The 26138-nt window shown below is 73.6% G+C and carries 22 protein-coding genes; 10 read left to right on the forward strand and 12 right to left on the reverse strand.

Translation table 11 applies throughout. The features are described 5' to 3' along the window. Positions 1–9: 9 nt before the first annotated feature. Positions 10–447: a cell division protein SepF gene (locus tag ACQY0Z_RS16760; RefSeq protein WP_019522796.1), complete on the reverse strand. Its 438-nt coding sequence runs from the start codon at positions 445–447 to the stop codon at positions 10–12. Between the two features lie 291 nt (positions 448–738). On the opposite strand from ACQY0Z_RS16760, the gene ACQY0Z_RS16765 reads away from it, so the two are divergent. The 3 genes from ACQY0Z_RS16765 (at position 739) to ACQY0Z_RS16775 (ending at position 4716) form a co-directional block, all read left to right on the forward strand. Beyond that, positions 739–1902, forward strand: a complete 1164-nt coding sequence (locus tag ACQY0Z_RS16765) for a DUF5685 family protein (protein ID WP_189902483.1) — start codon at positions 739–741, stop codon at positions 1900–1902. A 329-nt stretch (positions 1903–2231) separates the two neighbouring features. Next, positions 2232–3137, forward strand: coding sequence for a S1 family peptidase (locus ACQY0Z_RS16770; protein WP_189902484.1), 906 nt, complete (start codon positions 2232–2234; stop codon positions 3135–3137). Positions 3138–3633: 496 nt separating this feature from the next. Then, entirely contained in the window at positions 3634–4716 is a 1083-nt protein-coding gene (locus tag ACQY0Z_RS16775; protein WP_439812471.1) for a S1 family peptidase, read from the forward strand. A 72-nt stretch (positions 4717–4788) separates the two neighbouring features. Here ACQY0Z_RS16775 and ACQY0Z_RS16780 read toward each other — a convergent pair whose 3' ends face one another. Next, positions 4789–5835, reverse strand: a complete 1047-nt coding sequence (locus ACQY0Z_RS16780; protein ID WP_189902486.1) for a DUF3533 domain-containing protein — start codon at positions 5833–5835, stop codon at positions 4789–4791. A 154-nt stretch (positions 5836–5989) separates the two neighbouring features. Between ACQY0Z_RS16780 and ACQY0Z_RS16785 the strand changes: the two genes are divergently transcribed. The 3 genes from ACQY0Z_RS16785 (at position 5990) to ACQY0Z_RS16795 (ending at position 11578) form a co-directional block, all read left to right on the forward strand. Further along, on the forward strand, positions 5990–9547 hold the full coding sequence (locus ACQY0Z_RS16785; RefSeq protein WP_439812472.1) for a DNA polymerase III subunit alpha: 3558 nt from the start codon (positions 5990–5992) through the stop codon (positions 9545–9547). After that, positions 9544–10512: a DNA polymerase Y family protein gene (locus ACQY0Z_RS16790; protein WP_189902490.1), complete on the forward strand. Its 969-nt coding sequence runs from the start codon at positions 9544–9546 to the stop codon at positions 10510–10512. The genes ACQY0Z_RS16785 and ACQY0Z_RS16790 overlap by 4 nt, the downstream gene beginning before the upstream one ends. 202 nt (positions 10513–10714) lie before the next feature. Continuing rightward, positions 10715–11578 carry an alpha/beta fold hydrolase gene (locus tag ACQY0Z_RS16795; RefSeq protein ID WP_189902492.1) on the forward strand — a complete coding sequence of 288 codons (864 nt, stop codon included), beginning with the start codon at positions 10715–10717 and terminating at the stop codon, positions 11576–11578. Positions 11579–11652: 74 nt separating this feature from the next. Here the strand turns inward: ACQY0Z_RS16795 and ACQY0Z_RS16800 are convergent, their stop codons facing one another. Further along, positions 11653–12675 (reverse strand): lytic polysaccharide monooxygenase auxiliary activity family 9 protein, encoded by a 1023-nt coding sequence (locus ACQY0Z_RS16800; protein ID WP_189902493.1) that lies wholly within the window; start codon positions 12673–12675, stop codon positions 11653–11655. A 183-nt stretch (positions 12676–12858) separates the two neighbouring features. On the opposite strand from ACQY0Z_RS16800, the gene ACQY0Z_RS16805 reads away from it, so the two are divergent. Then, positions 12859–13335 carry a GNAT family N-acetyltransferase gene (locus ACQY0Z_RS16805; RefSeq protein ID WP_189902495.1) on the forward strand — a complete coding sequence of 159 codons (477 nt, stop codon included), beginning with the start codon at positions 12859–12861 and terminating at the stop codon, positions 13333–13335. A gap of 12 nt (positions 13336–13347) precedes the next feature. Here ACQY0Z_RS16805 and ACQY0Z_RS16810 read toward each other — a convergent pair whose 3' ends face one another. Then, on the reverse strand, positions 13348–13482 hold the full coding sequence (locus tag ACQY0Z_RS16810) for a hypothetical protein (protein WP_266395962.1): 135 nt from the start codon (positions 13480–13482) through the stop codon (positions 13348–13350). Between the two features lie 138 nt (positions 13483–13620). On the opposite strand from ACQY0Z_RS16810, the gene ACQY0Z_RS16815 reads away from it, so the two are divergent. Next, the gene (locus ACQY0Z_RS16815) at positions 13621–14259 is read left to right on the forward strand and encodes a class I SAM-dependent methyltransferase (protein WP_254587873.1); all 639 of its coding nucleotides are present in this window, start codon (positions 13621–13623) and stop codon (positions 14257–14259) included. A 10-nt stretch (positions 14260–14269) separates the two neighbouring features. Here the strand turns inward: ACQY0Z_RS16815 and ACQY0Z_RS16820 are convergent, their stop codons facing one another. Further along, positions 14270–14770: a DUF402 domain-containing protein gene (locus ACQY0Z_RS16820; RefSeq protein WP_189902499.1), complete on the reverse strand. Its 501-nt coding sequence runs from the start codon at positions 14768–14770 to the stop codon at positions 14270–14272. Next, entirely contained in the window at positions 14751–15683 is a 933-nt protein-coding gene (locus tag ACQY0Z_RS16825; RefSeq protein ID WP_254587872.1) for a GNAT family N-acetyltransferase, read from the reverse strand. The genes ACQY0Z_RS16820 and ACQY0Z_RS16825 overlap by 20 nt, the downstream gene beginning before the upstream one ends. Before the next feature lie 95 nt (positions 15684–15778). On the opposite strand from ACQY0Z_RS16825, the gene ACQY0Z_RS16830 reads away from it, so the two are divergent. Beyond that, entirely contained in the window at positions 15779–16147 is a 369-nt protein-coding gene (locus tag ACQY0Z_RS16830) for a GntR family transcriptional regulator (RefSeq protein WP_189902503.1), read from the forward strand. A gap of 71 nt (positions 16148–16218) precedes the next feature. Here ACQY0Z_RS16830 and ACQY0Z_RS16835 read toward each other — a convergent pair whose 3' ends face one another. Then, positions 16219–17001 (reverse strand): DUF72 domain-containing protein, encoded by a 783-nt coding sequence (locus ACQY0Z_RS16835; RefSeq protein WP_254587871.1) that lies wholly within the window; start codon positions 16999–17001, stop codon positions 16219–16221. Between the two features lie 16 nt (positions 17002–17017). Next, positions 17018–18112 (reverse strand): DUF5925 domain-containing protein, encoded by a 1095-nt coding sequence (locus ACQY0Z_RS16840; RefSeq protein WP_189902507.1) that lies wholly within the window; start codon positions 18110–18112, stop codon positions 17018–17020. Positions 18113–18340: 228 nt separating this feature from the next. Between ACQY0Z_RS16840 and ACQY0Z_RS16845 the strand changes: the two genes are divergently transcribed. Then, complete coding sequence (locus ACQY0Z_RS16845; protein ID WP_439812473.1) at positions 18341–19147, forward strand: SGNH/GDSL hydrolase family protein; 807 nt, start codon at positions 18341–18343, stop codon at positions 19145–19147. A gap of 10 nt (positions 19148–19157) precedes the next feature. Here ACQY0Z_RS16845 and ACQY0Z_RS16850 read toward each other — a convergent pair whose 3' ends face one another. The 4 genes from ACQY0Z_RS16850 to ACQY0Z_RS16865 form a co-directional block, all read right to left on the reverse strand. Next, positions 19158–20822, reverse strand: a complete 1665-nt coding sequence (locus ACQY0Z_RS16850; RefSeq protein WP_347225975.1) for a serine/threonine-protein kinase — start codon at positions 20820–20822, stop codon at positions 19158–19160. Positions 20823–20861: 39 nt separating this feature from the next. Next, positions 20862–22400: a nickel transporter gene (locus ACQY0Z_RS16855; RefSeq protein ID WP_439812474.1), complete on the reverse strand. Its 1539-nt coding sequence runs from the start codon at positions 22398–22400 to the stop codon at positions 20862–20864. Next, entirely contained in the window at positions 22397–23830 is a 1434-nt protein-coding gene (locus tag ACQY0Z_RS16860) for a tetratricopeptide repeat protein (protein WP_439813366.1), read from the reverse strand. Before ACQY0Z_RS16860 ends, ACQY0Z_RS16855 begins: the two co-directional genes overlap by 4 nt. Positions 23831–24549: 719 nt before the next feature. After that, positions 24550–26082 (reverse strand): DUF4331 domain-containing protein, encoded by a 1533-nt coding sequence (locus ACQY0Z_RS16865; protein WP_439812475.1) that lies wholly within the window; start codon positions 26080–26082, stop codon positions 24550–24552. Positions 26083–26138 lie beyond the last annotated feature (56 nt).

Here is a 26138-nt window from a genome sequence, read left to right on the forward strand (position 1 = left end):
GGCCCCGCCTCAGCTCTGGTTGAAGAAACCGTCGGCGCGGTGCGCGGCCGGCTCGCCGCTGACCACCTCGGTGTCGGCGGGGCTGAGCAGGAACACGCGGTTGGACACCCGCTCGATGGAGCCGCGCAGACCGAAGATCAGGCCCGCCGCGAAGTCGACGACGCGCTTGGCGTCGGCGGCGTCCATGGCCGTGAGGTTCATGATGACCGGCACGCCCTCGCGGAACAGCTCACCGATGGCGCGGGCGTCCCGGAAGCTGTCCGGGGTGACCGTGCCGATCCGGCGGCCCCGCTCCTCGGCGGCGTCCGCGGCCACCTTGACCCGCGGGTCGGTGACCCAGGCCTCGCCGGGCTCGGTCCCGTCGGAGTAGTCGTCGTCGTAGTAACGCTCGTCTTCGTTGTCGTCGACGAGGCCAAGCCAGGCACTCGCCTTGCGTACCGATCCCATGGACGCCTCCTCTCACAGCGGTCTTTCGTGCTTTCCGCATCCCTATGGTCGTCCATGATGCGGAGGGTGCGCCAAGTGGATAGACGCCGCGCGGGGGGTTTGTGACGGTACTGGTGCACAGCGAATCCGTCGAGAGTCCTGGTTTCCCAAGGGCCCTGACACAAACGGCTGCTGACTGTGAGTGAAATATGATTCTACGCGGCGTACGGGTGAAGGGGGGCGCATCCGGGTGAACGCCGCGACCGGTACGATGCCGCAGCCGAACGTCGTACACATGCACGGGGGGATGTCGTGTTCGGGATCGTCAGGCCGTGCCGTCACCGGCTGGGGGAGAAGCTCACCGCCCAGTGGACGGCCCATCTCTGCGGGCTCTGCCTGGCCCTGCGCGGCGACCACGGGCAGCTCGCCCGCATCGTCACCAACTACGACGGGCTGCTCATCTCCGTTCTGACGGAGGCTCAGGCGGACCCGGGCGGCCGCGGTGCTGGACGCCGGACCGCGGGACCCTGTCCGCTGCGCGGGATGCGCACGGCGTCCGTCGCCCAGGGTGAGGGCGCGCGGCTGGCCGCGGCCGTCTCGCTCGTCCTCGCCTCCGCGAAGGTGCGTGACCATGTCGCCGACGGGGACGGGCTGCTGGCCCGCCGTCCGGTGGCGCTCGCCGCGCGCCGGGTGGCGGCGAGCTGGGACAGGGCGGGCGCCCGGACCGGCTCCGACGTCGGCTTCGACACGGCCGTCCTGGTCGACGCGGTGGACCGGCAGACCGGCATCGAGTCGCTGGCCGGGCCCGGCACCCCGATCCTGACCGTCACCGAGCCGACCGAGACGGCGACCGCGGCGGCCTTCGCGCACACCGCCGTGCTCGCCGGACGGCCGCACAACGCGGCGCCGCTCGCCGAGGCCGGGCGTCTCTTCGGGCGGCTCGCGCATCTGCTGGACGCGGTGGAGGACCGGGAGGCCGACGCCGCCTCCGGCGCCTGGAACCCGCTCACCGCCACGGGCACTTCCCTCGACGAGGCCCGCCGGCTCGCCGACGACGCCGTGCACGGCATCCGGCTGGCGCTGCGCGAGGCCGAGTTCACGGACGGCGGTCTCGCCCACCGGCTTCTCGTCCATGAACTCCCCACCTCCGTACGGCGCGCCTTCGGTACGCCCTCCTGTGCCCACGGTTCGCATCCGTACGCCCCTCCGGGTGCTCCCGGTGCGCCGGGCGGTCCCACGCCGCCCGAACCACCGCGCCGGGACCGGCGCGGGCTGCTGGCGGGCTGCGCGGTGTGGCTGGGACTCGCCTGTACCTGTCAGCTCTGCTGCGGCACCTACGAGGACCCGTGGACGCGCGAGCGCAAGGAAGGCTGCCTCCACAACTGCGACTGTGACTGCTGCGAGTGCTGCGACTGCTGCAACTGTTGCGGGGAGGACTGCTGTTGCAGCGGGTGCGACTGCGGCTGCGACTGCTGAGGCGGCCTCGGACGCGACAGAGGCGCCCGCGGTTCCCTTCATAGGTCCCCAGGGGGCGAGATTCGGACATCCCGATCATCGTTCGACCGGTCGGCACCCTGGTGTGACGACCGGTAACGCCGGGGCGGGAGGGGAGTAAGTCGACTAGTCGTCCCTAATCCCCAGGCCAAAAGGCACCCTTGCGCCGAACGGTCGGTCGGCCGAATACTCGCCGCAGCGCTTGTCAGGGGCACGACGGGTCCGGAATCCGGTCCGCCGTCCGCTGACTGCGCCTCACCGGGCCCACAACCCCACGAGGGCCCCCAACTTCCTTTGTGGAGGAACGAAACGTGAGGATCAAGCGCACCACCCCCCAGAGCGGCATCTCGAGACGGACTCGGCTGATCGCCGTCTCCACCGGCCTCGTGGCCGCCGCCGCGATCGCGATCCCCAGCGCGAACGCGGCCGACACCCCCACCGCCTTCAGCGCCTCCGCGCTCAAGAGCGCGAGCAGCTCCGTGCTGAAGGCCGACGTCCCCGGCACCGCCTGGGCCGTCGACAGCAAGACCAACCGGGTCGTCGTGACCGTCGACAGCACCGTCTCCCAGGCCGAGATCAACAAGATCAAGCAGCAGGCCGGGGAGAACGCCGAGGCGATCACCGTCAAGCGCACCCCGGGCAAGATCACCAAGCTCATCCAGGGCGGTGACGCCATCTACGCGAGCAGCTGGCGCTGCTCCCTCGGCTTCAACGTCCGCAGCAGCAGCGGCGTGGACTACTTCCTGACCGCCGGTCACTGCACCGACGGCGCGGGCACCTGGTACTCCAACTCCGCCCGCACCACGGCCATCGGCACGACGGCCGGATCCAGCTTCCCGGGCAACGACTACGGCATCGTCCGGTACACGGGCTCCGTCAGCCGGCCCGGCACCGCGAACGGCGTGGACATCACCCGTGCGGCCACCCCGAGCGTGGGCACCACCGTCATCCGTGACGGCTCCACCACGGGCACGCACAGCGGCCGGGTGACCGCGCTCAACGCGACCGTCAACTACGGCGGCGGAGACATCGTCTCGGGCCTCATCCAGACCACGGTCTGCGCCGAGCCCGGCGACTCCGGCGGCGCGCTCTACGGCAGCAACGGCACCGCGTACGGTCTGACCTCCGGCGGCAGCGGCAACTGCACCTCCGGCGGCACGACCTTCTTCCAGCCGGTGACCGAGGCCCTGAGCGCCTACGGGGTCAGCGTCTACTAGGACGCCCCGCCGGCCCGGCCGGTTCTGTACGGCTCCCGAGGAGCCGACAGCCCCTCACGAGCCCCCGCACGCGACCCGCGTGCGGGGGCTCGTCCCTGTTCCTTGCCGGGGCTCCGGCGATCCGGGCCGGGCTTCGCGGCCGGTGCGATCGCAACCGCCGCTCGCCGCCGCGCCGGACGAATCTCGCCGCAGAGAGGTGATTTTCAGCCACCGACCGAACAGGCGGTACGTGCCCCCGGTAACCCCCGTGTGACGTTTGCAGTATGAACCGTCCCGCGTCTCCATGAACTGTCAGGACATAGGGGGCGCACGGCGCTTGTCGTACGCGCGTCCTGAAGTCGACCTTGTGTGCTCCCTGTGACGTTCGGAAGAGTAGGCGGCGTTCAACCGGCGCGGGCGTGGCTTTTGCTGTGTTCCACCCCCGTGGCCGTACGCCTTCCGGTCCGGCGGAGTCCCCACAACCCCTCCGGGCCGTCCCCCCACAGGAGGACGTGAGTTGAAGCACCGACGCATATCCAGGCGCCGTGCCGTCATGGCGGGTGCGGGCATCGCCGCACTGGCCGCGGGCGCGGTCACCTTCCAGACTGCGAACGCCAGCGAGGTCCCGGCCGGCGCCGCGCCCCGCACCCTCTCGGTCCAGGCGGCCGGAAACCTCGCCTCGACGCTGCTCCAGGACCTGGGCGCCGACGCGGCGGGAACGTACTACGACGCGAAGAGCAAGAGCCTCGTGGTGAACGTGCTCGACGAGACCGCGGCCGAGGCCGTCGAGTCGGCCGGCGCGAAGGCCAGAGTCGTGGCGAACTCGCTCGCCGAGCTGAAGAGCGCCCGCACCACGCTCCAGCAGGACGCCACCATCCCGGGCACGTCCTGGGTGAGCGACCCGGTCTCCAACAAGGTCGTCGTCACGGCGGACCGCACGGTCACCAAGGCCGAGTGGGCCAAGCTGACCGAGGTCGCCGAGGGTCTCGGCACCACGGTGGAGCTCCAGCGCACCAAGGGCGAGTTCAAGCCCTTCATCGCGGGCGGCGACGCCATCACCGGCAACGGCGGGCGCTGCTCGCTGGGCTTCAACGTGACCAAGGGCGGCGAGCCGCACTTCCTCACCGCGGGCCACTGCACGGAGGGCATCTCGACCTGGTCGGACTCCTCGGGCAACGTCATCGGTGAGAACGCCGACTCCAGCTTCCCGGGCGACGACTACGGCCTGGTCACGTACACGGCCGACGTGGCGCACCCGAGCGAGGTGAACCTGTACGACGGCTCCTCGCAGTCCATCTCCGGCGCCGCAGAGGCGACCGTGGGCATGCAGGTGACCCGCAGCGGCTCCACCACCCAGGTCCACTCCGGCACGGTCACCGGTCTGGACGCCACCGTGAACTACGGCAACGGCGACATCGTCAACGGTCTGATCCAGACCGACGTCTGCGCCGAGCCCGGCGACAGCGGCGGCTCGCTCTTCTCGGGCGACAAGGCGGTCGGTCTGACCTCCGGCGGCAGCGGCGACTGCACCTCGGGCGGCACGACCTTCTTCCAGCCCGTCACCGAGGCCCTGTCGGCCACCGGTACGCAGATCGGCTGAGCGGCCCGCTCCGGCTCCACGGCGTCCCGTCCCTCCCGCGCGGAGGGGCGGGACGTCCGCGTGCGCCGGGCGCTATGCGGCACGCTCCGGTTCCGGGCGCCGGCGCAGCGCCGACATCAGCACGGTGACGACGGTCCCCGCCACGGCCCAGGCGGACAGCACCAGCAGCGGGCCGGTCACGTCGTTGCCCCGGAAGTACACGATCGAGCGGGCCGCCCAGGTGCCCGCGCCCGGCGGCAGCGCCGGTCCGACCGCCGCCCAGAACGGCGGCAGCAGCGGCGCCGGCAGGGGCCCGCCCGCGCTCGGGTTGCCCAGGATCACCACGAGCAGGATCGCCACGCCGATCCCGAGGACCCCGAAAACGGCCTGCAGTGCGAGGGTGGCGGCGCCCACCGCGAAGATGATCAGCGCGCCCAGCCCCCACAGCCCCGCGAACCCGCCCGGCAGCGCGTCCAGGGCGGGGCCGACGATCAGTGCGCCGCCGAGTCCGCCGAGGACCGCGACCACGGCCATGGCGCCGAGCCGGATCGCCGCCCTGCGCGGGGTGGACGCGCGGGCGCCCGCGCTGATCGCCAGGATCGACGCGCACAGATAGCCGCCCACGCACCAGCCGACCACCACGTAGAACGACGACAGCCCGTTGGCGTCCTGGGCGGAGGCCGGGGCGACGTCCTCGACCCGCAGGGTGCGCCGCTCGTCCCGCTCCACCTCGGTGAAGAGCCGCTCCAGGGCGGTGGCCAGCGCGGTGCCGCCGCCGGTGGCGACCAGCAGGGTGTCGGTCGTCCCCCCGGGGTCGACCACCAGGGCCCCGTCGATGGCCCGCTCCTCGATCTGCCGGCGGGCGGCCGCCTCGTCCGTCACCGCGCGCGGGTCCAGGGGCGAGCCGGGCAGTTCCTTCAGCCGGGTCACCGTCTCCTTCGCCACGGACGGGGGCGCGACGACCCCGACGGACGCGTCCCGCAGCGTCGGGTGGTGCAGGGCGCCCACGTACGAGGTGATGAACAGCAGCATCAGCGCGATCACGCCGAGCACCAGCAGCGTGGCCCGCGGGGTCACGGCGTCGCGCACCTCGCCGGGGAACGAGCGCGGGCGGACCCCGTGGCCGGTGCTCTGTGTCATGTCCCCACGCTCCGGGGCAGCGGGTGTTTGCGCAGGTGGGACAGGGCCGAACGGATGTCGCACACTCATTCGAAAATTGGTCTATGGTGGGGGTGAGGTGACTGGGAACAGTTGTTCGATAGACGGTCGGGACTCACGAGTGCGGGAGGTGCGTGTGCCGGGTTTCACGCATCTGCACACCGTCTCCGGGTTCTCCCTGCGCTACGGCGCCTCCCACCCGGAACGGCTGGCCGAGCGCGCCTCCGAGCGGGGGATGGACGCCCTCGCGCTCACCGACCGCGACACCCTCGCCGGGTCCGTCCGCTTCGCCAAGGCCTGCGCCAAGGCCGGCGTCCGCCCGCTGTTCGGCGCGGAGCTCGCGGTGACGCCCCCGGCCTCCGCCCCCGGTGACAGCTCCGTACGGCGGGACCGGCGCCGCACCCCGGTGCGCGGCGGCGCCTTCATCGACGAGTCGACACCGCGCGTGACCTTCCTCGCCCGGGACGGCGCCCGTGGCTGGGCCGGCCTGTGCCGGCTGGTCTCCGCCGCCCACACCGCCGACGGCCTGCCCCGGCTCGCCTGGGAGGACAACCACGCCGACGGGCTGACCGTCCTGCTCGGCCCCGACTCCGACGTCGGCCGCGCCCTCGCCGCGGGACGCCCCGACCGCGCCGCCCGGCTGCTCGCCCCCTGGCGCGAGGTCTACGGCGACGCGCTGCGCCTGGAGACCGTCTGGCACGGCCGCAAGGGCACCGGCCCCGGCTCGCTGCGGCTGGCCGCCCGCACCCTGGGCTTCGCCGCCGAGCAGCGGGTGCGGCCCGTGCTCAGCAACGCCGTCCGGTACGCCGACCCCGGCCTCGGCCCGGTCGCCGACGTCCTGGACGCGGCCCGGCGGCTGGTCCCGGTCGACCCGGCCAAAGGGCTGGACTCCGGCGAGGCCTGGCTGAAGGACCAGGGCGCCATGCTGGAGACGGCCGAGCGGATCGTGGAGGCCGCCGGCTTCCGCCGCGACACCGCCCTGCGGCTGCTCGACCAGACGCAGGCCACGGCCGCCGAGTGCCTGGTCGACCCCGAGGACGACCTCGGCATGGGCAGCGTCCACTTCCCCGAGCCGCACCTCGTCGGCGCCGGCCGGCGCACCGCCCAGCGGGCGCTGGCCTCCCGCGCGGCGGCGGGCATGGTGCTGCGCGGCTACGACCGCCGCCGGGAGTACTGGGAGCGGATGCACCACGAGCTGGACATCATCGCCCACCACGGCTTCGCCTCCTACTTCCTCACCGTCGCCCAGGTGGTCGACGACGTGCGGGACATGGGTATCCGGGTCGCCGCGCGGGGCTCCGGCGCGGGCTCCCTGGTCAACCATCTGCTGGGCATCGCGCACGCCGACCCGGTCGAGCACGGGCTGCTGATGGAGCGCTTCCTGTCCAAGGAGCGGGTGGTGCTGCCGGACATCGACATCGACGTGGAGTCCGCCCGCCGGCTCGAGGTCTACCGCGCGATCATCGGCCGGTTCGGCGCCGAGCGGGTCGCCACGGTCGCCATGCCGGAGACCTACCGGGTGCGCCACGCCATCCGGGACGTGGGCGCCGCGCTGTCCATGGACCCGGCCGAGATCGACCGGGTCGCCAAGTCCTTCCCGCACATCCGCGCCCGCGACGCCCGCGCGGCGCTCGAGGAGCTGCCCGAACTGCGGCAGCTCGCGGGGGAGAAGGAGAAGTACGGCAGGCTCTGGGAGCTGGTCGAGGCCCTCGACGCGCTGCCGCGCGGTGTCGCCATGCATCCCTGCGGGGTGCTGCTGTCCGACGCCTCCCTGCTCTCCCGCACGCCGGTCATGCCGACCAGCGGGGAGGGCTTCCCGATGGCGCAGTTCGACAAGGACGACGTGGAGGACCTGGGGCTGCTCAAGCTGGACGTGCTGGGTGTGCGGATGCAGTCGGCGATGGCGCACGCGGTCGGCGAGGTGGAGCGGGCGACGGGGGAGCGGATCGACCTGGACGCGGTGCCGGAGGGCGATCCGGCGACGTACGCGCTGATCCGGTCGACCGAGACGCTCGGCTGCTTCCAGATCGAGTCCCCGGGCCAGCGGGACCTGGTGGGGCGGCTCCAGCCGTCGACCTTCCACGACCTGGTCGTGGACATCTCGCTGTTCCGGCCGGGACCGGTCGCCGCCGACATGGTGCGGCCGTTCATCGAGGCCCGGCACGGGCGGGCGCCGGTGCGCTACCCGCACCCGGACCTGGAGGAGGCGCTGAAGGGGACGTACGGCGTCGTGGTCTTCCACGAGCAGGTCATCGACATCGTCGCGGTGATGACCGGCTGCGGGCGCGGCGAGGCGGACCGGGTGCGGCGCGGGCTGTCCGACCCGGAGTCGCAGGGACGGATCAAGGTGTGGTTCGCCCAGCACGCGGCGGCCCGCGGCTACGACGAGGAAACGATTCAGCGGACCTGGGAGATCGTCGAGGCCTTCGGCTCCTACGGCTTCTGCAAGGCGCACGCGGTCGCCTTCGCCGTGCCGACGTACCAGTCGGCGTGGCTGAAGGCGCACCATCCGGCCGCCTTCTACGCCGGGCTGCTCACCCATGACCCCGGGATGTACCCGAAGCGGCTGCTGCTGGCGGACGCGCGGCGGCGGGGGGTGCCGGTGCTGCCGTTGGACGTGAACAAGTCGGGGGTCGCACACAGGATCGAACTGGTGTCTGATTCAGGGGATGTGAAGGGGGCGTCGAAGGGTGCCTCGAAGGACGGGAAGCCGGTCTGGGGCCTGCGCCTGGCGCTGTCCGACGTGCACGGCATCAGCGAGGCCGAGGCGGAGCGGATCGCCGAGGGCCAGCCGTACGCCTCGCTGCTCGACTTCTGGGAGCGGGCCCGGCCCAGCCGCCCGCTCGCCGGGCGGCTCGCCCAGGTCGGCGCGCTCGACGCGTTCGGCGCCAACCGCCGTGACCTGCAACTGCACCTGACCGAGCTGCACCGCGGCGCCCGCGGCGGACGCGGCGACCAGCTCCCGCTGTCCGGCGGCCGGCGGACAGCCTCCGCCGGGCTGCCCGACCTCACCGAGCCGGAGAAGCTCAGCGCCGAACTCGGCGTGCTGTCCATGGACGCCTCCCGCCACCTGATGGACGACCACGGCACCTTCCTCAAGGAGCTGGGCGTGGTCTCCGCGCGGCGGCTGCGCGAGGTGCGGCACGGGGAGACGGTGCTGGTCGCGGGCGCCAAGGCGGCCACCCAGACCCCGCCCATCCGCTCCGGGCGGCGGGTCATCTTCTCCACCCTGGACGACGGCACGGGCCTGGTCGACCTCGCCTTCTTCGACGACTCGCACGACACCTGCGCCCACACCGTCTTCCACTCCTGGCTGCTGCTGGTGCGCGGGGTGGTGCAGCGGCGAGGGCCGCGCAGCTTCAGCGTGGTCGGCTCCGCCGCCTGGAACCTCGCGGACCTGCTGGAGGTCCGCCGGGAGGAGGGTCTGGAGGGGGTCGCCGCGCGGCTCGCCGCCCCGGCCGGCGACGGCTCCGGGGCCGCCGACGACGGCGACGCGCCGGCCCGCAGGCGGCTGGCCGGTTCGGACGGGCTGCCCGCGCCGGCCGGCTCGGCGGCCCGGGATCCGATGGAGGAGCGGACGATCCGCATGCCCACGGGGTACGAGATGCACCCCTGGGCCGATCTGCGCCCCGCGGGCGAAGGGCCCGCGGTGGGAAGGAAGTTGTGGCACCAGAGTCCGGGGAGTGCGGGATGACCATTCTCTGCGTACGTTTCCAGCTGCCGCCGATGTACGAGGCGGCCCTGCCGGGGCTGCTCGGCCTGCTGGAGGAGTTCACACCCGTCGTACAGGCCCTGCCGCCGGACGGGGCGCTGGCCGATCTGCGCGGCGCCGAACGGTACTTCGGGCGCACCGCGCTGGAACTGGCCTCGGTGATCCGGGTGCGCGCCCTCGCCCTGCACGGCGTCGACTGCGTGATCGGCGCCGGGCCCGGACCGATGACGGCCCGGATGGCACTGCGGGAGGCCCGGCCGGGGCGGACCCGCGCGGTCGCCGAGGACGAGGTGCGGGAGTTCCTCGCCGGACAGCCGGTCGTCGCGCTGCCCGGCGTCGGCGCCAGGACCGCCCGCACCCTGTGCGAGTACGGTCTGGACACCCTCGGCCGGGTCGCCGCCGCCCCGCTCTCCACGCTCCAGCGCCTGGTGGGCGCCCGCGCCGGACGCGAGCTGCACGAGAAGGCGGGCGGCGTCGACCGGGGCCGGGTCGTCCCCAACGGCGTCTCGCGCTCCCTGGCCGCCGAACGCCCTTTCACCCGCGACGAACTGGACCCCGGCCGGCACCGGCGCGCCCTGCTCTCGGCCGCCGAGGAACTGGGCGCCCGGCTGCGCGCCCTGGACAAGGTCTGCCGCGGCCTCACCCTCACCGTCCGCTACGCCGACCGGTCCGCCACCACCCGCACCCGCACGCTCCCCGAACCGACCGCGCACTCGCCCGCGCTCACCAGGACGGCGTACGCCCTCTACGAGGCGCTCGGCCTGCAACGCGCCCGGGTCCGCGCGGTCGCTCTCCGCGCGGAGGGCCTGGACCCGGCCGAACAGGCCGCCCACCAGCTCACCTTCGACCCGGTGGACGAAAAGGTCCGCCGCATCGAGGAGGTCGCGGACCGCGTACGCGCGAAGTTCGGCCCGCAGGCGCTGATGCCGGGGTCGCTGGCGGCCTGAGGAGCGCGGCGATTCGTCAGCTTTGGTGACGCGTTATCAGGTCGCGGCGGACGGGCGCTGGGGGGTCGCGGAAGTTTTTACCGACCCATAACTTCCGGGCTTCCCTACTCGCCCGTAACTTGATGAGTGAACAGCATCCCGTGATCCGGATCACAGGGCGTAGGACCCCACCCTTCCCCTTGAGCCGCAAGGAGATCACACGATGCTGCCCTGGAAGCGGGTGATCAGACCGCTGGCCGCGTTCCTGCTGGCCGCGGTCGCCGTCACCGTCCCCGCCGCCTCGGGCGCGCAGGCCGCCGCCGGACCCAGCTCCGGCTGGAACGACTTCGCCTGCAAGCCCTCCGCCGCCCACCCCCGCCCCGTCGTCCTGGTCCACGGCACCTTCGGCAATTCCGTCGACAACTGGCTGGGCCTCGCGCCCTACTTGAAGAACCGCGGCTACTGCGTCTTCTCCCTGGACTACGGCCAGCTCCCCGGCGTCCCGTTCTTCCACGGCCTCGGTCCCGTCGACAAGTCCGCCGAGCAGCTCGACGCCTACGTCGACCGGGTGCGCGCCGCGACCGGCGCCGCGAAGGTCGACATCGTCGGCCACTCCCAGGGCGGCATGATGCCCCGCTACTACCTCAAGTTCCTCGGCGGAGCCGCCGAGGTGAACGCCCTGATCGGCATCGCCCCCAGCAACCACGGCACCACCCTCGGCGGTCTCACCGCGCTGCTGCCGTACTTCCCCGGCGCCGAGGACCTGCTGAGCGAGGCGACCCCCGCCCTCGCCGACCAGATCGCCGGCTCCGCCTTCCTCACCAAGCTCAACGCGGGCGGCGACACCGTCCCCGGCGTCCGCCACACCGTCATCGCCACCAAGTACGACCAGGTCGTCACCCCGTACCGCAGCGCCTTCCTGACCGGGCCGAACGTCCGCAACGTCGTCCTCCAGGACCTCTGCGCGGTCGACCTGTCCGAGCACCTGGCCATCGGGCTGCTCGACCGGATCGCCTTCCACGAGGTGGCGAACGCCCTCGACCCGGACCACGCGAAACGCACCACCTGCGCCTCGGTGTTCGGCTGACACGTGTCACCGAACAGTGAGAAGCAGCGGGTCCCTGTCCGGCCTGAGCCGCCGCACAGGGACCCGCCGCCGGTTCAGCGGCCGTGGCGTCCGGTCGCCGTGCGCCGCCGCGCGGAGGCGAACAGCGCGGCCGAGCCGAGCGCCAGCGCCGCGGCGCCGCCGATCATCAGATACGGCGTGCTGTCGTCGCCGCCGGTCTCCGCCAGGTCCTGCGTGCCGCCGGCCGCCTTCACCTGGTTGCCCGTGTCCGCCGCGACCGGGTCGGCCGTGGTGGCGGGGTCGTCGTCACCGTGCCCGTGGTTCTCGACCGTCGACTTCTCGGCGCCGGCCTCGATCTGCTGCTCGGACGGGGCGGTGGCGGAGGGGGCCGGGGCGGGCGCCTCCTTCGGGGTGTCGTCGGTGGCGGCGTCCTCGCCCTTGTCCGTCCCGCCGCCGTCGTCCTTCGTCCCGCCGCCCGCCTGGGCGCCGCCGAAGGTGACGTCCGAGCAGGAGTAGAACGCCTCCGGGCTGTCCGACCGCTGCCAGATCGCGTACAGCAGCTGCTGACCAGAGCGCTCCGGGAGCGTGCCGGAGAAGGTGTAGAAGCCGTCGACCGCGGCCGGGTCGGTGGAGGTCGCCACCGGGTCGGCCAGGTCCAGGTCGTCCCAGGCCAGCGGCTGGGACGGGTCGTAGCCGGGCTTGGTGATGTACACCGTGAAGGTGCCCTTGTGCGGGGCCGTCACCCGGTACTTGAAGGTGTGCTCGCCGCCGGACACGCTCGTCGCCGGCCAGTCGGCACGCGCCAGGTCGAGCCCCTTGAACGCCTCGTTGCCGGCGCTGCACAGCTTGCCGTCCGGGATCAGCTCCTGGTGGCGGCCGCCCGCGTCACCGATGCGGACGCCGTTCCAGTCGTACAGCGCCTGGGTGCCGCCGGCCGCGACGGCCGCCTTGCACGCCTCCGACTTCGGGCTCTCCGGGCCCTCGCCGAAGCACTGGAAGACCCGGCTGACCGGGTCGCCCATCGAACCGTGGGCGGCCGCCGGGGCGGCGGACAGACCGGTGAGGGCGAGCGGGCCGAGAGCCATGGCGGCGACAGCGGCCTTGCGGCGTGCGGACATGGGGCAGCAACTCCTCGACGAACAGTGGATCTCAGGGGGGAGACCCCGGGGGGATCCCGTGGGGGTGGCTCAGAAACTAACCCCCGGAAACCCGGAAATCGCCCGGTGAGGGCGGTACGGGGAGATCCTTATGGTCGCTTTAAGGGAGCGTTCGGACTGGGATCAGGTAGGGAGCGTGCGCGCATGACGAACGCGCGGATCAGACCGGCCGTCGCCGCCGACGTACCGGCCGTGAGAGCGGTGGTCGACGCGGCCTTCCGGCCCTACATCGCCCGCATCGGTGTGGTGCCGGTGCCCCTGGAGGCGGACCACGCGGCGAACGTGGCCGAGGGCCGGGTGTTCGTGGCGGAACTCCCGGACGACGCCGGGAACGGGACCGTAGGGGTCGCCGGCCTCGTCGTGCTGGAGCCGCGCGCGGACCACCTGTACCTGGACACCGTCGCCGTCCTGCCCGACGCGCAGGGCGCCGGGCTGGGACGGCTGCTGCTGGAGTTCGCGGAGGACCGGGCGCGGGCGCTCGGACTGCCCGAGATCCGGCTGTTCACGAACGCCATGATGGGGGAGAACCAGAAGATCTACCCGCGGCTCGGCTACGAGACCGTGGAGCGCCGGGTGACCGGCCCGTACGACCGGATCCACTACCGCAAGCGGCTGGGCTGAGCGCGGGGGCGTTCAGCCGTCGGGCCACCAGGTGCGGGCGACGTCCTTGCGGATCTCGGGGCGCTCCGCGGGACGCTCGTCGGCCTCCTCACGGACCCGCCGGGTGTCCGTCCTCCTCGAGGGCTTCTGCACGGTGACGCGGCGCATGGCTGCCTCCTCGAAGGCCCACCGGGTCACCCGTTCCCACGGCGGTGAACCTTTCGGGGGAGAGTTCCTCATCCGTCCCGTCGTGTCTGTGGCCCCGGTCACGAATCGACTGTCAGTGGCAGGTGTCACCCTGAGCCCATGACCACACACCACGAAGACGGGACGGACGCCGGCGGTGTCGACTGGGACGCGCGGGCGGCCACCTTCGACGAGGAGCCGGACCACGGCCTGCGCGATCCCCGGGTGCGCGCCGCCTGGGCCGCGCGGCTGAAGGACTGGCTGCCAGGACGGCCCGGCGACGTGCTCGACCTGGGCTGCGGCACCGGCAGCCTCTCCCTCCTCGCCGCCGAGCAGGGCCACCGGGTCACCGGCGTGGACCGGTCCCCGGCCATGGTGGAGCTGGCCCGGCAGAAGCTCGCCGGGCGGCACGCGGTGTTCCTCACCGGCGACGCGGCCCGCCCGCCGGTCGACGGCGAGCGGTACGACGCCGTCCTCGTCCGGCACGTGCTGTGGACGCTGCCCGAGCCGGACCGGGTGCTGCGGCGCTGGCGCGACCTGCTGCGGCCGGGCGGACGGCTGGTGCTGGTCGAGGGCGTGTGGGGCACGGAGAGCCCGGCCGGCATACCCGCGGACCGGCTCACCGCCCTTCTCGCCCCGCTCACCGCCCAGGTGCGCGTGGAGCGGCTGTCCGGCGACCCGGAGCTGTGGGGACGGGAGGTCGACGACGAGCGGTACGCGGTGGTGGCGCTGCGGGAGGGAACCCAGGGCATGCCTTGAGGGGTGTCTCTCAGCCGAGCAGGGTGCCCAGGCCCTCCCCGCGGGCCAGGGCGTCCAGCTCGTCGAGGGCGGCCATCGCGGCCGCCGCCGCGTCCGGGTCCCGGCCGGACAGACCGCTCTCCGTGAACTCGTCCTCGTCCAGCCGCCGTACGTCCGTGCCGTCGGCGGAGACCCACAGGTCCAGGTCGAGGTCCTCCACGACCAGACGGCCCCCGGACAGCTCGGCCGGGCGGGTGATGTCGCAGTAGTGGCCCTTGAGCGCGCCCCCGGAGGCGCGCACCTCCTTCACCGAGTACCAGCGGTCCCGCCAGTAGTGCTCCGTGAAGACGTCCCCGGGCTCGAAGCGCACGAAGCCGAAGTCCCGTACGCCCTCGCCCGCCCACGGGGCGCGCACGCTCACCCGGGTGCCGTCGTCGGCGAGCAGCTCCGCCGGGTAACTGATCTTCGTGCGGCCCGCCTTGACCAGGACCACCTCGACCGTCGCCGGCCCGTCAGCCGAGTTCGCGGACATACCGCACCTCCGTTCCGCACAGCTCGTAGCCGAACCACTTGTTGATCGCGATCATCGGCTCGTTCCCGGTGTCGTTGCCCGTGAAGGCCTCCGTGTACCCGGCCGCGCGGGCCCGGTGCAGGGAGTCGTTCTTCGCGAGCTTCGCCAGGCCCCGGCCGCGGAAGGCGCGGGCCGTGCCGGTCATGCCCGTCGCGTACCGCGTGGCGCCGTCCGTGCGGGCCGCCGTGAACGCCGCCGGCCGGCCGTCGACCACGGCCACCGTGGTCAGCTCCGCGTCGAACAGCGGGTGCCGCCAGGTCTCCCTGAGCCACACCTCGTAGTCGGTGAACTCGATGTCCACGTCGCTCGGTTCGTCCGCCGTGGTCTCCGCGTCCAGCTCGAACAGCGGGCGCGGGTCGCCGGCGTACGCGGACCCCGGGCGCAGCTCCACCCCGGGCGGCGGGTCCTGAAGCGGGGGCAGCTCGCGGTGCGCCAGGTCCAGGCGGAGGAAGTGCGCGGAGCGGCTCGCCCGGAAGCCGTGCCGTTCGGCGAAGGCGCGGTTGCCGGGCTCGTCCAGCACCCAGGCGAGCAGCCGGGTCGCCCCGTGCGCGGTCAGATGCTCCTCGGCGGCGCGCAGCAGCAGCGTCCCCGCGCCCCGGCGCGTGTGCCGGGGGTGCACGTAGATGTTGACGTTGCCCTGGCCGGGCACCGCGCTGTCGTGCGCCAGGTGCACCTGGGCCGTGCCGGTCACCTCCCCGTCGTCGTCCACCGCCACCAGCGGGCGGTAGTGGGCGTCGCGGTGCATCTGGGTGAGGTCGTGGGCCAGGGACTCGGGGGTGACCAGGACGAACGGCAGCGCCGCGTGGCGTACGCGGGCGAAGCCTTCCAGGTCGGCGTGCGCGTCGGGGCGCAGATCGCGGACGGTCACTGTCATGTGAGGGCACGCTACGAGGTGGTGCCGCGGGGTGCCTCCCATTTTCCGGGGGCGGGAATGCGGCCCGGGGGGCGGGGGTGCGCGAGAATCGCGGCGTGACTGTACGGATCCACATCGAGGACGGAACGACGCCGCCGTACGAGCAGGTGCGGGCGCAGATCGCCGAGCAGGCGCGGTCGGGGGAGCTGCCGGTGGGGTACCGGCTGCCGACCGTGCGGGGGCTGGCCGAGACGCTGGGGCTCGCGGCGAACACGGTCGCCAAGGCGTACCGGGCGCTGGAGGCGGACGGGGTGATCGAGACGCGCGGGCGCAACGGAACGGTGGTCGCTGCCGCTGGGTCGGCGGCGGAGAGGGAGGTCGCCGCTGCGGCGGCGGTCTTTGCCGAGCGGGCTCGGCGGTTGGGGGTGGGGGAGGAGGTCGCGTTGGACGCGGTGCGGGATGCTTTGCGGGCGGTTTCCGAGTGACGTTCAGTGTCCACTGTGGGTTCGTTTTGGTTGATCGCGCAGTTCCCCGCGCCCCCTGGGGGGGCTGGCGTTCAGTCGTCCCTGCGGGTTCGCCGTGGCTGAACGCGCAGTTCCCCGCGCCTCTGAGGATGCTGACCCCATAGCGTCTTGAGTGTTCTGGCGTTGTGGACCGCTGCTGCGTTGGGGTCGTTGTTGAAGTAGGCGTAGACGTCTGCTTCTCGGGGCCACGTCGTGGTGATGCGGTGCAGCCAGGTTTTGAGGGACTGGCGGCCGTAGTTCGGCCAGGGCAGGGCTCTGCCCTGGTGGAAGCGGATGTAGCCCCAGTCCGTGGTGCGCCACAGGGGGGTGACCGGGCGGGAGAGGACGTCCGCCCAGCAGAGGGCCGCGCCGTGGGACTCCAGGACCGCGCGGACGTCCGGGGTCCACCAGGACGGGTGGCGGGGTTCGACGGCCACCCGGGTGGACTCCGGGAAGCAGCGCAGGCACGCGTCCAGGAGGGCCGGGTCGGCCTGGAGGGTCGGGGGGAGCTGGAGGAGGACCGGGCCCAGGCGGTCGCCGAGGGCGGTGGCGCGGCTCATCAGGCGCTCCACCGGCTCCTCGGGGTCCCGCAGCCGCTTGACGTGCGTCAGGTAGCGGCTCGCCTTGACCGCGACGACGAAGCCCGGCGGGGTGCGCTCCCGCCAGGACGCGAAGGTCTCCCGGGAGGGGAGCCGGTAGAACGCGTTGTTCACCTCGACGGTCGGGAAGGCGGCCGCGTACGCCTCCAGCCACAGCCGTACCGGCAGACCGGGCGGGTAGAGCACGCCGCGCCAGTCCTTGTACTGCCATCCCGAGGTCCCGACCAGCAGCGGCATGCGGCCCTCCCGGCGCCTAGAGGTAGAGGCCCGCGTCCGCGTCGCCGCGCGGCTCCGGCAGGGAGGTGGGGGAGGTGCCCCGGCGCAGGGCGTACAACTCGGCGAGGGTGGCGCCCTCGCGTCCGACGCCTTCCTCGCGGCCCAGCCAGTTCACCGCCTCCGTACGGGTCAGCGGCCCCACCTCGATCCGGGCCAGGCAGCGGCCCGGACGGACCACGGCGGGGTGCAGCCGCTCCAGGTCCTCGTTGGTGGTGACGCCCACCAGGACGTTGCGCCCCTGGCCGAGCAGGCCGTCGGTGAGGTTCAGCAGCCGGGAAAGGGCCTGGCCCGCCGTGTGCTTGGCCTCGCCGCGGATCAGCTCGTCGCAGTCCTCCAGGAGCAGCAGCCGCCAGCGGTTCTTGCCGGACGCGTCCTCCTCGCCGATCGCGATGTCCATCAGATAGCCGACGTCGGAGAAGAGCCGCTCGGGGTCGAGGACGCAGTCGACCTGGCACCAGTCGCGCCAGGACCGGGCGAGCGTGCGCAGCGCGGAGGTCTTGCCGGTGCCCGGCGGACCGTGCAGCAGGAGCAGCCGCCCCGAGATGTCCTCCGGGGTGGTCTTCATCAGACGGTCCATCGCGTCCGCGACCGGGGCGGTGTAGTTGGGCCGGATCTCCTCCCAGGTGCCGGCCGTGATCTGCCGGGTGGTGCGGTGCGGGCCGCGCCGCGGGGAGACGTACCAGAACCCCATGGTGACGTTCTCCGGCTGCGGTTCGGGCTCGTCGGCCGCGCCGTCGGTGGCCTCGTCCAGGATCCGCTTCGCCAGGTCGGCGCTGGTCGCGGTCACCGTGACGTCGGCGCCCCGGCTCCAGCGCGAGATCAGCAGCGTCCAGCCGTCCCCCTCGGCCAGGGTGGCGCTGCGGTCGTCGTCCCTGGCGAGCCGCAGCACCCGCGCGTCCGCGGGCAGGAGCGTCGCACCGGAGCGGACGCGTTCGATGTTGACGGCGTGCGAGTAAGGCTGCTCGCCCGTCGCGAAGCGGCCGAGGAACAGCGCGTCGACGACGTCGGACGGGGAGTCGTTGTCGTCGACGTTGAGCCGGATCGGCAGGGCGTCGTGTGGGTGCGCGGACATGCCGCCCATGATCGGTCACGCGAGCCCCCCGTGCACCCGATTTGCCGGGTGCGCCCGCACGCGTCGCGTCGCCCCCGTGTCCGGTTTCTCCGCGTGAAGTGCCGGAAAGTCGCACCGTCCGGGATTTTGTCCGGTACTCAACGGTAATACTTTTGACATGAACACTTCCGCTCAACACGCGTAGTTGGTACGACGGTTGAGGCAGAGATCCTGCTAAAGGGAGGTTCCATGAGACGTTCCCGACTTGCCCTCTTCCTCACCACTCTGGTCCTCGCCGTCACCGCCGCCCTCACCGGGGCGACCGCGGCGCAAGCGTCCGCACAGGCGGCCCCCGGCCCGTACGTGGCCCTGGGCGACTCCTACTCCTCGGGTGTCGGCGCCGGCAGCTACATCTCCTCCAGCGGCGACTGCAAGCGCAGCACGAAGGCCCACCCGTACCTCTGGGCGGCCGCGAACTCACCCTCGTCCTTCTCCTTCACGGCCTGCTCGGGCGCCCGTACGGGTGATGTTCTCTCCGGGCAGCTCGGCCCGCTCTCCGCGAGCACCGCCCTCGTCTCCATCAGCATCGGCGGCAACGACGCCGGGTTCGCCGACGTCATGACGACCTGTGTGCTCCAGTCCGACAGCTCCTGCCTGTCCCGCATCGCCACCGCCCGGGCCTTCGTCGACTCGACGCTGCCCGGCAGGCTCGACGGCGTCTACACGGCGATCCGGGACCGCGCGCCCAACGCCCGTGTCGTGGTGCTCGGCTACCCCCGCTTCTACCGGCTCGGCACCACCTGCATCGGCCTCTCCGAGACCAAGCGGAAGGCCATCAACGACGCCTCCGACCACCTCAACAGCGCCATCGCCGCCCGCGCCCGCGCGTACGGCTACACGTTCGGCGACGTCCGCTCCACGTTCACCGGCCACGAGATCTGCTCCGGCGACTCCTGGCTGCACAGCGTGGACTGGCTGAACATCGGCAACTCGTACCACCCGAAGGCCGCCGGACAGTCGGGCGGCTACCTCCCGGTGCTCAACTCGGTGGCCTGACCCCCGTGGTTCAGTAGCCGTCCCCGTCCGCACCGGAAGCGGAAGCGGAGGCCCCGCCCGACGGGGTCTCCGTCTCGCACACCACCGAGAACGGCACCGTCCCGGACGTCGCGCGCACCGGCTCCCGCACCTCCACGCCGATCCGGCCGTGCAGCTCCCCGCTCTCCGAGTACGTCGTCACCACCACCGTGTCCTGCTTGGTCCGGCCGCCGTCCGCCGGGAACGACAGCGTGCGCCAACTCCGGTCCGCCGCCGAGCCGTCCTCGGTCGCCCAGCGGTAGCGCACCTCGGCCGGCAGCCGGCTCACCGTGAACGTCGCCGTGAACGAGGGCGCCTCGTCGTGCACGGGCGGGCAGGCTCCGGAGTACTCCGTGCGCGTCCCGGTCACCTCGACCGACACCGTGAGGGCGGGGGGCTCCTCCTCGTGCCCGCCGTCGTCGCCCTCGTCCCCGGTCGCGTCGTCCGTCGCGGAGGCAGACGGTGACGGGTCGTCCTCCGTCGTCTCCGTCCCTCCGGCGCCCTTGTCGCCCGTCGTGGCCGGGGAGCTCGCCCCGCCGTTCCCGGACTCCGGCTCACCGCCGTCCCGGTCCAGCAGCGCGTACGTCAGCCCGGCCAGCGCGAGCGCCAGCAGCACCACCCCCGCGATCAACAGCGCGGCGCCCCTCCGGCCGCGCGGGGACGGGTTCGTCGTCGCCGTGGGTGCTGTGGGCGCTCCGCCGGACGGCTGGTGGGCGGTCACGGGCTGCTGGTACGGGTCGGTCGGCGGCGGTGTGGGGAGCGCGGCCACCGTGGGCGCGTACGAGGAGGCCGTACGCGCCGGATCCGCGCCCGGTGCGCCCCCGGAGGCGACCACGCGCAGGTCCTCCGACGCCCGGTCCGCGGGCAGGCGTTCGACCGGATCCTTGCGCAGCAGCCCCTCGATCACCGGCGCGAGCGGGCCCGCCCGGCGCGGCGGCGGCAGCTCCTCGTCCACGATCGCCCGCAGCGTGGACAGCGGGGTGTCCTGCCGGAACGGGGAGTACCCCTCGACCGCCGCGTACAGCAGCACGCCCAGCGACCACAGGTCCGACTCCGGACCGGGGGTACGCCCCAACGCCCGTTCCGGCGCCAGGAATTCGGGCGAGCCGACGACCTCCCCGGTCATCGTCAGGGCCGAGCTGCCCTCGACCATGGCGATCCCGAAGTCGGTGAGGACCACCCGGCCGTCGTTCGCGATCAGCACGTTGGCGGGCTTCACGTCCCGGTGCAGCACCCCGGCCGCGTGGGCGGCGCGCAGCGCGCCCAGCACCTCCGCGCCGATCCGCGCGGCCCGCTGCGGGGCCAACGGGCCCTCCGCGTCCAGCACCTCCGCCAGCGACAGACCGCGCACCAGCTCCATCACGATCCACGGACGCCCGTCCTCCGTGGCCACGTCGTACACCGTCACCACGCCGCGGTCGGCGATACGGGCCGCCGCCCACGCCTCCCGCTCCAGGCGCGCGTACATCCGCTCCACGTCGGACGCCGGCAGTCCCGCCGGGGCGCGGACCTCCTTCACCGCGACCTCGCGGTGCAGCACCTCGTCCCGGGCCCGCCACACGGTGCCCATGCCGCCCTCGCCCAGCGGCGACAGCAGCCGGTAGCGTCCCGCGACCACCCGCTCACCGCCCGGTTCTTCGGACACGGCGCCCCCCATCGCGTCGGGGCGAATTCGCCCTTTCCTCATGAAAGTAGCTCAGCCGAGTGCGGATGCGGCCCCCCTGAACACCAATCCGGCCCCCAGGACCAGCACCACGCACGCCGACCCGAGGGGCGCGCTCCGGCGCACCAGCGCCGCCCACGGCGCGCTCGTCCAGCGCGGGCGCCGGGCGAGCAGCCGCGACACGCCCCCGCCCGCCCGCACCACCGCGTACCCGGCGGCGGTCAGGGTGAGCGCCAGGCCCACGCCGTACGCGACGACGAGCAGCAGCCCGAACCAGGCGTGACCCAGGGCGGCGGCCCCCACCAGCACCACCACGGCGGACGGACTGGGCACCAGACCGCCCGCGAACCCCAGCAGGACCGTGCCGCGCAGCGTGGGCGCGACGGCGTGGGTGTGGGTGCGGCCGCCGTGGGTGTGGGTGAGGTCGTGGGAGTGGGGGTGCGGGTGATCGTGGTCGTGCGGGTGGGGATGATCGTGGGGGTGCTCGTGTCCGTGGTCGGGGGTGTGCTCGTGCTCGTGGGGGTGCGGATGCGTGTGGTGGCGGCGCTGCCGCAGGGCGCGGCGTACGAGCTGGGCGCCGGCCAGGGTGACCAGGGCGCCGCTGGCGATGCCCAGCCAGGCGACGACGGAGGGCGCGGCGGCGGAACCGGCCGTGACCAGCAGGCCCAGGGCGACCACGCCGAGGGTGTGGGTGACCGTCACGGAGGCGGCCATCGGCAGCACGTCCCGCATCCGCGCCCGGCCGCCGCGCGCCGCCGCGGTCGCGGCCATCAGGGTCTTGCCGTGACCCGGTGCGAGCGCGTGCATCGCGCCGAGGAAGACCGCGAGCAGCAGGGCGAGCGCGGCGAACCCGACGGTCAGGTCGCGCCGGGCGACCAGGTCGTCCAGGGCCCGCGTCCAGCGGTCGGCGCCCCGGGGCAGGATCGCGGAGGCGGGCGCGTCCGCCTGGTCCGTCCCGCCCGCCGCCAGCGCGGGGCCGCCGGGGCGGACGCGCAGGGACGCGGTCCGGGCGTCGGGCGGGGACGCGAGCCGGTCCTCCGGGTAGCGGGTCAGCCGGGCGGAGAGGGACGCCTCGGGCACGTCCGAGGCGGCGAGCGTCGTACGGTCCCCCTGCGCGGTGATCTCCCGCCAGCCGGGGCCCGAGCCGGCGCCCGCCGCGCGGAAGTCCACGGCGACCGTACGGCCCCGGGAGAGCGGCGCGGTCATCCGGCACTCCACGCGCAAGGTGTCCAACCCCGCCTGGCCCGGACGCACCTGGACGCGGGCGGCGCGCACGGTGAGCGGCGCCGGACGCCCGTCGGCACGGACCGCGCTCTCCCGGGCGGCCGTCGCGCACCGCTGCCGGGCCCAGGCGTCGCGGCCCAGGTCGGCGAGGTCCGGCGCGGCCTGGGTGGCGGGGATCTCGGCGAGGTCCTCGACGTGGTGCACGCGCAGCTCGCCGGGCGCGGCCACCAGGCCGTCGTACCGGTTGACGGTGAAGTTGCCGAGCGGGTGCGCGCTCGCCTCCGTGGCCGGGAGCAGGGCGAGCGCGGTCGCGGTGACGAGAAGCGCGGCGGGACGCAGGAGGTTCAACGTGCCGCCTCCAGGTCCTTCAGGGCGGCCCGTGCCGCGCGGGCGCCGAGCGGGGAGAAGCCCGGGTTCAGCTCCAGGGCGGCGGTGAGGGAGGCGCGGGCGGCGCGGTCGTGCCCGGCGGCCTTCTCGATCACGCCCCGGTGGTAGAGGAACGTGGCGTCGCGGTAGCCGGTGGCCGTGGCCCGGCGGGCGTACGGCAGCGCCTCCGCGGAACGGCCCGCCCGGTGCAGCGCCCAGGCGAGGGCGTCCGCCGTGTGCACCGTTCGCCGGCGCTCCCACTCGGCGCGGGCCGCGCGCAGCGCCTCGGCGGTGTCCCCGTGGTCGGCCGCGGCGAGCGCGGTGTCGAGGTCCACGTCCACACCGCCGGCCCGGGCCAGCGCGGTCCAGGCGGAGACGAGGGCGTACTGCTCGCGGGCCTTCGCACGGTCGCCGGGGGCGTCCCGCTCCTCGTACAGCTCGCCGAGCGCGACCAGCGGGCCGGGCAGCGGGGAGCGGTCGACGACCTGCTCCAGCGTGGTGATCGCCCCCGCGCGGTCGCCGTCCGCCGCCTGGGCGCGGGCGCGGCCTTCCAGGGCGGGGAGGTAGGCGTCGTCCGCGGCGAGGGCGCGGGCGTAGTGGCGCAGGGCGGTGCCGTAACGGCCCTGGCCGCGTTCGAGGTTGCCGAGCGCGGTCGCCACGTACGCCACGTCGGCCGGGCCGGTCGCACTGACGAGGGCCTGGTGCAGCACCCGGCGGGCGGTGCGCACGTCTCCGCGCAGCTCGTGGACGTACGCGTACCGCGTGAACACGGGGACGCCCGGACGCCTGCGGTCGGCGTCGGTGGCCGCCCGCACGGCCTCCGCGTACCGGCCCAGCTCCACCAGGGCGTCGATCCGGGAGCAGAGGGCGCGTTCGCTGTACGGGTTCGCCTCCAGGGCGCGGTCGGCGTGGGCCAGGGCGGCGGCGAAGTCGTGACGCGCGGCGGCGAGGGCGGCCTGCCCGGCGAGCGCCTGGTCGTTGCCTGGGCGCAGGGCGAGGGAGCGGGCGAGGGCGCGTTCGGCCCGGTCGTAGCGGGAAGGGTCCCCGTCGGTCCGCGCCCGCTCGACCTGCGCGAGCCCGAGCGTCGCCCAGGCCGCGAAGTCCCGTGGCTGCAGGCGCACATGCTCGTGCAGCGACCGTATCGCCGTGTCCAGGTCCCCCCGGACCAGCACATCCGCGTTCACCGCCCGGGACACCCCGGGCAGGGCCCGCGCCGCGTCCTGCCCGTCCCCGCCCACGGCGACGGCCCCGGCGGTCATCGCCACGGCCAGCAGCACGGCGCACGACGCGACGTGCAGCCCCCGTCCACGGCGGACGGCGGCGGCGAAGCGGCGTAGGGCGTCGACGCGGTCGGCGGAGGACGCGGTTCGCGGGGCCGCTGCGGCTGCCGGCGCCTTGGAGGTGGCCGGCACCTTGGAGGCTGTCGGCACCTTGGAGGCGGCCGGCACCTTCGCGGTGGCCCGGGCTTCGGCGCACCGTGTCGCCTCCGTGCCCGACGGTGCGTCGGCAGGCTGCGTTGCCGCCACCTCCGACGGTGGGTCGGCAGGCTGCGTTGCCGCCACGTCCGATGGTGCGTCGGCAGGCTGCGTTGCCGCCACGTCCGATGGTGCGTCGGCAGGCTGCGTTGCCGCCACGTCCGATGGTGCGTCGGCAGGCTGCGTTGCCGCCACGTCCGACGGTGCGTCGGCAGGCTGCGTCGCCTCCGTGCCCGACGGCGCCTCGGCGGCCGCTGCCGCTTCCGTACCCGCCGCCGCCTCGGCGGCCTGTGCTGCCTCCGTGCCCGACGGTGCGTCGGCGGCCTGTGCTGCCTCCGTGCCCGACGGTGCATCGGCAGGCTGCGTCGCCTCCGTGCCCGACGGTGCATCGGCAGGCTGCGTCGCCTCCGTGCCCGACGGTGCCTCGGCGGCCTGTGCTGCCTCCGCACCCGACGGCGCCTCGGCCGCCGCTGCCGCTTCCGTACCCGCCGCCGCCTCGGCGGGCGGCCTCGTCTCCCGCCCGCTCCCGCGGGTGCTGTCGTTCGTGCGCGGGGACATGGGGCTCCTTCGTCGATGGGGGCGCGGCCCTGCCGTGGGGGACGGGAGAGGGCCGCGCCGGTCGGTGGGGCGGCCGGGGGCGCCGGCCGCCGGGTGGGTCAGTAGGCGCGGCGGCGCATGCGGCGCCACCACATGAGCGCCACGCCGATCAGCAGCAGTCCGCCCGCTCCCGCGCCCGCGGACGCGGCGATGAGGGTGGTGTCGTCGGCGCCGGCCGCCCCGGCGGGCCGCAGCGCGTCACCGAGCTGGCTGCGCACGTCGTTGCCGCTGTCGACGCCCTTGGCGAGAGGGCCGCGCGAGCCCTCCGTGGGGTTCGCCAGATAGGGGAAGGACGCGCCGAACTTCTTGTCGTTCTCGTCGACCGCGTCGCCCAGGTCGTTCTCCGCCCCGACCAGCTCGCCCTCGACCACCTGGAGCGCGGCGTCCACCACGTCGTCCGTCAGCCGCCGCCCGTTGGGGAAGCCGGCGGTGTCGCCGTCCAGGACGCCGAGACGCTTCGGCTTCGCGGCCGGCGCGATCGAGGTGTTGAGGCGCAGCATCTCCGAGGGGCGCACATGCGGCGGCTGGTTGAGGCCCTCGACCCCCTTGAGGAACACGTCGACCAGGTCGTTCCGCGGCTCCTTCGGCGCAGGGATCTTGTAGATCGCTTCGATCAGCTTCGGCAGCTCCGGCTCGGTGACGTTCTTCAGGAACTGCGCGTCGTCCCACGGCGCGGACGCGTTGAACGTGTCCTTGTCGCCGACCGGGTTCACGACCTCGTTCACCAGCGGCATGCCCAGCCGCGACACCTGCACGAAGTGCCCCTCGGCGTTCTTGCGCTGGGTCGTGGACCAGATGCCGACGACCGGCTGCTCCGCGGACTCCGTGATCAGATGCGTCGGCACCTGCAGCGCCACGGAGTTGACGTTGTAGCCCTTGAGCGTGTCGTTGCCGACCTCCGAGAGGTTCCCGCCGTACAGCAGGTCGAAGACGCGCAGGTCCAGGAAGAACGGGTCGTCGGCCTGCCCCGCGAACGTGGTGGCGCCGCCCGCCAGTTCGTGCACCGCCTGCTTGCGGAGCGTGCCGTAGTGCGGCATGGACGCCTTGCCGACGTTCGACGGCGCCACCGGCACGTCGTCCGCGATCTTCGTGCGGGACACCTCGTGCTGGTCCTTCAGCTTCAGCATCTCGATGTCGTAGGTCTGCGTGACGTTGAGGTCCGGGTCGTCCAGGCTGGTGACCGGGCCGGTGTTGTAGAGGAACGTCTTCTCGTTCCTGACGTGCGTCTTGAAGGTGTAGCGGAACAGCAGCTCGCCCTGCGCGTCGCCGTTGTTGTCGATGTGGATGTCGTACTGCGCGTCCTCGGCGAACGTGAAGAAGTTCGGCCCGCCGGCCGGCTCCTCGAACGGGATCCAGTTCGCGATGATCGTCGTCGTGTCCGGCTTGTCGGGGCTGACGAACGCGTACAGGTCCGTGTTGTCGAACTGCGGGGTGCCCGAGATCAGCGGGGCCTCCCGGTGGGAGGAGGCCGAGGCCGCCTCGGGTTCCAGCGCGGACGCGCCGGCGGCCGCGAGCCCCCCGGCGGCCAGCGCACCGCAGATCAGGGTCGCGAGGCTCCTGCGCCTCGAACCGGTCCTGGAGTCAGTAGTCATGCCGTCCGTCCTCAGTGCCGACTTGCCTTGACGCACTGGGATTCGGAGCGTTCCGC

This window comes from Streptomyces sp. P9-2, from assembly GCF_051903975.1.
Classification (GTDB): domain Bacteria; phylum Actinomycetota; class Actinomycetes; order Streptomycetales; family Streptomycetaceae; genus Streptomyces; species Streptomyces cellulosae.